This window comes from Promicromonospora sp. NPDC059942 (assembly GCF_042731755.1).
Classification (GTDB): domain Bacteria; phylum Actinomycetota; class Actinomycetes; order Actinomycetales; family Cellulomonadaceae; genus Promicromonospora.
In genome coordinates, this window is the sequence record NZ_JBHWLR010000003.1 from 374,842 (window position 1) to 382,388 (window position 7,547).

The window sequence follows — 7,547 nt, forward strand, 5'->3', positions numbered from 1 at the left end:
CGGGTGAGGACGGCGAGGAGGCCCGGCGTCACCCGATCCAGGTGACCCGCCCGGGCAGACGGGCCGCGGACGATGACCGTCGTCGTCACCAACGCAGTCGTCACCAACACGTGAGGTGGAGAACATGGTGGAGTTCAACGGTCGTATCGAGCTCGACGTCCGGGACTCCGTCCCGGACTGGGCCCCCTACGAGCTGAAGAAGGCGCCGGAGGGATCACCGAACGTCCTGGTGATCCTCTACGACGACACCGGGATGGCCGCGTGGTCCACCTACGGGGGCCGCATCTCCATGCCGACCCTCGACCGGCTGGCGGCGGGCGGCCTGACCTACTCGCAGTGGCACACCACGGCCCTGTGCTCCCCCACCCGGTCCGTCTTCCTGACCGGCCGCAACCACCACGTCAACCGGTGCGCGGCGATCATGGAGGCCACCAATGGTTTCCCCGGCGCGGCGGGCCGCCTGCCCGCCGAGTGCGCGACCATCGGCCAGGTGCTCCAGGACAACGGCTGGTCCACGTTCTGGCTGGGCAAGGACCACAACGTCCCCGAGGAGGACATCGCGAGCGGCGGCAGCCGCTCGGAGTGGCCCCTGCAGAAGGGCTTCGACCGCTTCTACGGGTTCCTCGGCGGCGAGACCAACCAGTGGTACCCCGACCTGGTGGAGGACAACCGGTTCATCGAGCCGCCCTACACCCCCGAGGAGGGCTACCACCTCTCCAAGGACCTGGCCGACCAGGCGATCCGGATGCTGCGGGACCAGAACTCCTCCAACCCGTCCAAGCCGTGGTTCATGTGGTATTGCCCGGGCGCCAACCACGCGCCCCACCAGGCACCCCAGGAGTACATCGACAAGTACAAGGGCATGTTCGACGACGGGTACGAGGCCTACCGCGAGTGGGTGCTGGCCCGGATGATCGAGCGCGGCATCGTGCCCGAGGGCACCGACCTCACGCCGCTGGACCCGCTGCCGGCGGACGCCGCCAACCCGGCAGACCACGTGCGGCCCTGGGCGGAGCTGAGCGACGACGAGAAGCGCCTGTTCAGCAGGATGGCCGAGGTGTTCGCCGGGTTCTCCGAGTACACGGACGCGCAGATCGGCCGGGTCATCGACTATCTGGAGCAGACCGGGCAGCTGGACAACACGCTGGTCTTCTACTGCGCCGACAACGGCGCGTCCGGCGAGGGCAGCCCCAACGGGTCGGTCAACGAGAACAAGTTCTTCAACGGCTTCCCTGACGACCTCGCGGAGAACCTCGGGTACCTGGACGTCCTGGGCAGCCCGGAGACGTACAACCACTACCCCACCGGCTGGGCGGCCGCGTTCTCCACGCCGTTCCAGATGTTCAAGCGCTACGCCCAGTACTCGGGCGGCACGTGCGACCCGATGGTCGTGCACTGGCCGGCCGGGATCAGGGCCCGCGGGTCGGTGCGTCACCAGTACCACCACGCGACCGACATCGTGGCGACCATCCTGGACGTGACGGGCGTCGAGATGCCCGACACCTACCGCGGCGTCCCCCAGCATCCGTTGAACGGGGTGTCGATGCGCTACAGCTTCGACGACGGCGACGCGCCGACCACGAAGGACCGCCAGTACTACGCGATGCTCGGCACCCGGGCCATCTGGAAGGACGGCTGGAAGGCCGCGGCGGTCCACGCCCCGATCAGCGGGCACGGCCGGTTCGACCAGGACGCCTGGGAGCTCTACCACGTCGACGAGGACCGCGCCGAGGCGCACGACCTGGCCGCCGAGCACCCCGAGAAGCTGCGCGAGCTGATCGCCGCCTGGTTCGAGGAGGCGGAGCGCAACGACGTGCTGCCCCTGGACGACCGGTCCGCCGTCGAGCAGCTGACGGTCGACCGCCCGCAGGCCGAGGCGCCCCGCAGCCGGTACGTCTACTACCCGGACGCGGCCCCCGTGCCCGAGGGGGTGGCGGTCAACATCCGCGGACGCTCGTACAAGATCGTGGCCGACGTCGACCTCACGCCGGACGCCGAGGGCGTCCTCTTCGCGCACGGGTCGCGCTTCGGCGGGCACACGCTCTTCGTCAAGGACCACCGCCTGCACTACGTCTACAACTTCCTCGGCATCCAGCCCGAGCAGGTGCTGACCTCGGACGTGCTCGAACCGGGCAAGGCCGTGCTCGGCGTGGAGTTCGTGCGGGAGTCGGCGGGCGACCACGGCGAGTCCGTGGGCCGGGCCCGGCTCTTCGTCGGGGAGGAGGTCGTGGCCGAGGCGCCGATGCGCGCCCAGGTCGGCAAGTTCACCCTGTGCGGCGACGGCCTCTGTGTCGGCTACGACAGCGCGGACCCCGTCAGCCGCCTGTACCAGGCGCCGTTCCGGTTCACCGGGGGCACGATCCTGGGCGTCGGGGTCGACGTCAGCGAGGAGCAGTACCTCGACCTCGAGCGGGAGGCGGCCGCGGCGCTGGCCCGCGAATGACCGGGACCGGCGGGGACGGCGGCGCGGGCGAGCGCGACCTCGCGTCGCTGTTCGGGCCGCGGGTGCGCCGGGCCGCCCGGCGCGCCCGCCGGCGCGTCCGGGCGGAGACCGCCGAGGTCCTGCCGCGCCGCCGGCACCTGCGCGACGACATCATCGCCGGCCTGCCCGGCGCGATCTCCAGCGTGCCCGACGGGATGGCGTCCAGCGTCCTGGCCGGCGTCAACCCCGCCCACGGGCTCTACGCGTCCTTCGTGGGCCCGATCGGCGGGGGCCTGACCAGCTCGACCCGGCTGATGGTCGTCACCACGACGAGCGCGGCAGCCCTGGCCGCGGGCTCCGCGCTCGCCCCGTACGCCGACGGCGACCGGTCCGCCGCGATGATCCTGCTGACCCTGCTGGCCGGCCTGCTCATGATCGGCGCCGCCCTGGCGCGGCTGAGCCGCTACATCCGGTTCGTCTCGTACTCGGTGATGCTCGGGTTCCTGACCGGCATCGCCGTGAACATGGTGCTCGGCCAGATCCCGGACCTGCTCGGCATCCAGGCGCAGGGCTCCGTGTCGGTCACCAAGGCCTGGTACACCGTCACGCACCTGGCCGACGCCGAGCCGGCCGCCGCGCTCTGCGGCGCGGCGGCCCTCGCCCTCCTCGTGCTCCTCGGCCTGACCCGCCTGTCGGTGCTGAGCTCCCTGCTCGCCCTGCTGCTGCCCACGCTCGGCGTCCTGCTCCTGGGCGCCACCTCGGTCGCGCTGGTCGAGGACACCGGCCGGATCCCGAACGGACTGCCGCTGCCGGCCCTGCCGGACCTGAGCCTGCTGAGCGTCGACCTGGTCGGCGGCGCGGCGGCGGTCGCGGCGCTCGTGCTCATCCAGGGCGCGGGCGTGGCCGAGGCCGTACCCGACACGGACGGCTCGCCCAGCTCGACGCGCCGCGACTTCGCCGCCCAGGGCATCGCCAACACCCTGTCCAGCCTGTTCGGCGGCCAGCCCGTCGGGGGCTCCGTCGGGCAGACGGCGCTGAACGTCACCGCCGGCGCCGCGAGCCGGTGGGCCGGCATCTGGTCCGGGATCTGGATGGCGATCATCCTGCTCGCCTTCTCCGGCCTGGTCGGCAAGGTGGCCATGCCCACGCTGGCGGCCATCCTGATCTACGCGGGGGCCAAGGCCGTCACGCCCCGGGAGCTCGTCGCCGTCGCGCGCGCGGGCCGGATCCCGGCGCTCGCCATGACCGCCACCTTCGTCGCGGTCCTCGTCCTGCCGGTGGCCCAGGCCGTGGGCGTCGGCGTCATCGTCTCGCTCCTCCTGCAGCTCAACCAGGAGGCCCTCGACCTCCGGGTCGTGCGCCTGGCCCGGGACGCGGCGGGGCACGTCGTGGAGTCCGACCCGCCCCGGACCGTGTCGGCCGGCGAGACCGTGGTCCTGGAGGCGTACGGCTCCCTCTTCTACGCCGGCGCCCGCACGCTCCAGCGCCGTCTGCCCGCACCGGCGCAGGCCGAGCCGACTCGCGAACCGACGGGCTCGGACGACGGCCCCGTGGTGGTCCTGCGCCTGCGCGGCCGCACCACGCTCGGGGCGACGTTCCTCAAGGTGATCGGCGACTACGCCCGCTCGCTGGCCCGGGCGGACGGCGCGCTCTACCTCACGGGCGTGGACCCGGACGTCGCCGACGCCTGGGAACGCGACGGCACGGTGCGCACCCTCGCCGGCGCGCACGTCCGCCGGGCGACGCCGCGTCTGGGCGAGTCGACCCGGGCGGCCCTCGCGGCGGTCGAGCGTCGCCGCGACGGCGGCCACGACGACAGCGACGACGTCGTCCACCGGGTCGAGCCGGCCCCTGCCGAAGAACCCGCCGAAGAGTCCTGAGACCCGCCGGGAGCGGGCGAGCAGGGATCAGGCGAGCAGCCGGGACAGCCCGCGCGCCGTGAAGATCACGCCGAAGACCAGCAGCACGACCGCGCCGATGACCCGGTCGCGTCGGATCAGCCAGAACCGCAGGTCGCGCAGCTGACGGCGCCCGGGGATCCCAGCGGCCGCGTAGAGCGCGGTCGGGATCACGTAGTCCAGCACGCTCGCCACGACGAGGATCAGCACGCCGAGCTCCTGCGTCCCGAGGGGGACGTCGGAGGTCACGACGGTGGTCAGGCCCGAGACCAGGATCGCCACGTTGGGGTTCACGAGGGCGAGCACGACCGCTATACCCATGAGCACCGGGACCGTGGGCACGGACAGCTTGCGCGCCCACGCCGGCATCGCGTCGGCCCGTCCCGCCGACTCCGGGGCCGGGCGCCTGGTCGCCGCGACGAGCCCGACGGCCAGGAACAGGACGCCCACCACGAGGCTGACCCAGCCCGCGCCGGCGGGGCCGGCGCTCCGCGCGCCCGTCGCGTTGCCGATCACGAGGGCGACGACCCCGAGCACCGAGTAGACCACCAGCACGGTGCCGCCGAACACCGCGACGTTGCGATAGGGCCGCACCGACCCGAGCAGCAGGAGGCACGCGATGATCGCCGCGGGCGTCACCGCCAGGCCGACGATCTCGGGCAGCAACGCCACCAGCATGTCCCCCATGTCGCGACCTTCGACGACACGGGGCCCGTGGCGGTCACCCCTAACGGGTGACCTGGGGCATCCGGTCCCTGCCTACCGTCTGCGCAGTCAGCTGCCCCTGCCCCTACCGAGAGGCGCGCACCCGTGGCCAGACTCGTCGGTCCGTCGTTCTCCGGCTTCCAGCGCTCGTGGCTCCGGCCCGACATCGTCGCCGGCCTCGCCGTGTGGGCGGTGCTCGTCCCGGAGGCGCTCGCCTACGCGACCATCGCCGGCGTCCCGCCCGTCGTCGGCCTCTACGCGGCCGTGCCCGCGCTGGCCCTCTACGCGATCGCGGGCACCTCGCGCCAGCTCGTCGTGTCGCCGATGTCCGCGACCGCCGCGCTGTCGGCGGGCATCGTGGCGAGCGTCGCGGGCGCGGACGGCGACCCCGTCGCGCTGACGACGGCGCTCGCCCTCGCCACGGGGATCGTCGCGATCCTGGCGGGCCTGCTCCGCCTCGGCTTCCTCGCCGCGTTCATCTCGGAACCGGTCCTCAAGGGCTTCATCATCGGCCTGGCCCTGACGATCATCATCGGCCAGGTGCCCGACCTGATCGGCGTCGAGGGCGGCTCCGGCAGCTTCTTCGAGAAGACCTGGGCCCTGCTGGGCCAGCTCGGCGACATCGACCCGCTGACCATCACGGTCGGGCTCGCCAGCCTGGCGGCCCTGGTGCTGGTGCGCCGCACCATGCCGTTCCTGCCGGGCTCGCTCGTGGTGGTGCTGCTCGCCATCGGCGCCACCATCCTGTTCGGGCTGGGCGACCGGGGCCTCGCGGTCGTCGGCCACATCGACTCGGGGCTGCCGCAGGTCGGGGTGCCCGACGTGACGGCGGCGCAGTTCGCGGAGCTGCTCGGCGGCGCGGTGGGCCTGATGCTCATCGGCTTCGCCGAGGGCCTCGGGGCGGCGAAGACCTACGCCGCCAAGTGGGGGTACGACGTCGACCCGAACCGCGAGCTGGTCGGCCTCGGCCTGTCCAACCTCGGCGCCGGGTTCGTCTCGGGCATGGTCGTCAACGGGAGCCTGTCCAAGACGGCGGTCAACGCCGGCGCCGGCGCGCGCTCCCAGATCTCGGCGCTGACCGCGGCCGCCCTGACCGTGGTCACCCTGCTCTTCCTGACCGGCATCTTCGAGCAGCTGCCCCTGGCCACGCTGTCCGCGGTGGTCGTGGCCGCCGTCGTCGAGCTGGTCGACGTCAAGTCCCTGCGCCGCCTGTGGCAGGTGCGGACCGGCCGGCTGGCGCGCGTCTACCAGGTCACCGCCCGGGCGGACTTCATGGCGGCGGGCGCGGCGCTGCTGGGGGTGCTCGTCTTCGACACGCTGCCCGGCCTGGTGATCGGGATCGCCGTGTCCCTGGTCCTGCTGCTGGCCCGGACCTCGCGCCCGCGGGTGGCGACCCTGGCCCCGGTGGGCAAGGAGGTCGGCCGGCCCTGGGTGGACGTGGGACGCAACCCGGACTACGCCACCGTGCCCGGCGTGCTCGTCGTCCGGGTCGAGGGCCCCCTGATCTTCGCGAACGCCGAGTACGTGCGCTCGCGCGTGCGGGAGCTGGCGGCATCGACGTCCGGTCTCCGGCTGGTCGTGCTGGACGGACGGTCGACGCCGTCGATCGACGTGACCGCGGCGGCGATGCTCGTCCAGCTCCGCGCCGACCTGAGGCGGGACGGCGGCGACCTGGCCCTGGCCGAGGGCATCGGCCAGGTGCGCGACGTGCTGGCCCGCGTGGGCGAGGAGGGCGAGCCCGAGCTGTTCCCCTCGCTCGACGACGCCGTCCGCAACGGCCGGCACGACGACGAGGGCGGGTTCACCAGGAACGGGTGAGGGCGCCCGGACCCGGCGGGCACTGGAGTGTGCAGCGTCAGATCCGCCGCACGTGACACCCAAGGAGAACCCACATGGCTCAGGCAACGCTGACGGTCTGGAAGTTCAAGTCCGCGGAGGGCGCGGAGACCGCCTCGACGACGATCCAGCAGCTCGCCCGCGAGAACCTCATCACGGTGCGGGACGCCGCCACCGTGCGGTGGGACGAGGGGGCGAAGAAGCCCAAGACCAAGCAGCTCAACTCCACGACCGGTGCGGGTGCCCTCGGCGGGTCCTTCTGGGGGATGCTCTTCGGCCTGCTCTTCTTCGTTCCCCTGCTCGGCGCGGCCATCGGCGCCGCGACCGGTGCGCTGAGCGGCGCCCTCACCGACGTCGGGATCGACGACGGCTTCATCAACCGGGTCCGCGACGAGATCACCCCCGGCACCTCGGCGCTCTTCCTCATGTCCTCCGACGCGGTCATCGACAAGGTGCGCGACGCCCTCGCCGGCCAGGAGACCCCCGAGCTCATCTTCACCAACCTCAGCACGGAGCAGGAGACCGCGCTCCGCGAGGTCTTCGGTGAGGAGTAGTCCCCTCGTCCCGGCACCGGCCTCGCGCCGCCCTCAGAAGCCGGCGTTGAGGGGGAGCCCAGACCTTACACAGAGTCCCTCGGTGTGGTGTGGGGGGAGTTTCCCAAATCCGTCAGGCCTACAAAACATTCC

The 7,547-nt window shown here is 72.7% G+C and carries 5 protein-coding genes; 4 read left to right on the plus strand and 1 reads right to left on the minus strand.

From position 1 onward, the window contains the following. Positions 1–124: 124 nt before the first annotated feature. Together ACFV9Q_RS06780 and ACFV9Q_RS06785 are read left to right on the plus strand one after the other, a co-directional pair. Positions 125–2,443, plus strand: a complete 2,319-nt coding sequence (locus ACFV9Q_RS06780) for an arylsulfatase (protein ID WP_377233736.1) — start codon at positions 125–127, stop codon at positions 2,441–2,443. After that, complete coding sequence (locus tag ACFV9Q_RS06785; protein WP_377233737.1) at positions 2,440–4,302, plus strand: SulP family inorganic anion transporter; 1,863 nt, start codon at positions 2,440–2,442, stop codon at positions 4,300–4,302. The genes ACFV9Q_RS06780 and ACFV9Q_RS06785 overlap by 4 nt, the downstream gene beginning before the upstream one ends. Positions 4,303–4,329: 27 nt before the next feature. On the opposite strand, the gene ACFV9Q_RS06790 is transcribed toward ACFV9Q_RS06785, so the two are convergent. Continuing rightward, positions 4,330–5,007 (minus strand): GAP family protein, encoded by a 678-nt coding sequence (locus ACFV9Q_RS06790; protein ID WP_377233738.1) that lies wholly within the window; start codon positions 5,005–5,007, stop codon positions 4,330–4,332. A 123-nt stretch (positions 5,008–5,130) separates the two neighbouring features. Between ACFV9Q_RS06790 and ACFV9Q_RS06795 the strand changes: the two genes are divergently transcribed. Together ACFV9Q_RS06795 and ACFV9Q_RS06800 are read left to right on the plus strand one after the other, a co-directional pair. Continuing rightward, positions 5,131–6,843 (plus strand): SulP family inorganic anion transporter, encoded by a 1,713-nt coding sequence (locus tag ACFV9Q_RS06795; RefSeq protein ID WP_377233739.1) that lies wholly within the window; start codon positions 5,131–5,133, stop codon positions 6,841–6,843. A 74-nt stretch (positions 6,844–6,917) separates the two neighbouring features. After that, entirely contained in the window at positions 6,918–7,415 is a 498-nt protein-coding gene (locus ACFV9Q_RS06800) for a DUF1269 domain-containing protein (protein ID WP_377233740.1), read from the plus strand. Positions 7,416–7,547 lie beyond the last annotated feature (132 nt).

Excerpts from the sequence above, each read along its gene's own strand:
- ACFV9Q_RS06780 (WP_377233736.1), top strand. The coding sequence starts at position 125 with ATGGTGGAGTTCAACGGTCGTATCGAGCTCGACGTCCGGGACTCCGTC.
- ACFV9Q_RS06785 (WP_377233737.1), top strand. The coding sequence starts at position 2,440 with ATGACCGGGACCGGCGGGGACGGCGGCGCGGGCGAGCGCGACCTCGCG.
- ACFV9Q_RS06790 (WP_377233738.1), bottom strand. The coding sequence starts at position 5,007 with ATGGGGGACATGCTGGTGGCGTTGCTGCCCGAGATCGTCGGCCTGGCG.
- ACFV9Q_RS06800 (WP_377233740.1), top strand. The coding sequence starts at position 6,918 with ATGGCTCAGGCAACGCTGACGGTCTGGAAGTTCAAGTCCGCGGAGGGC.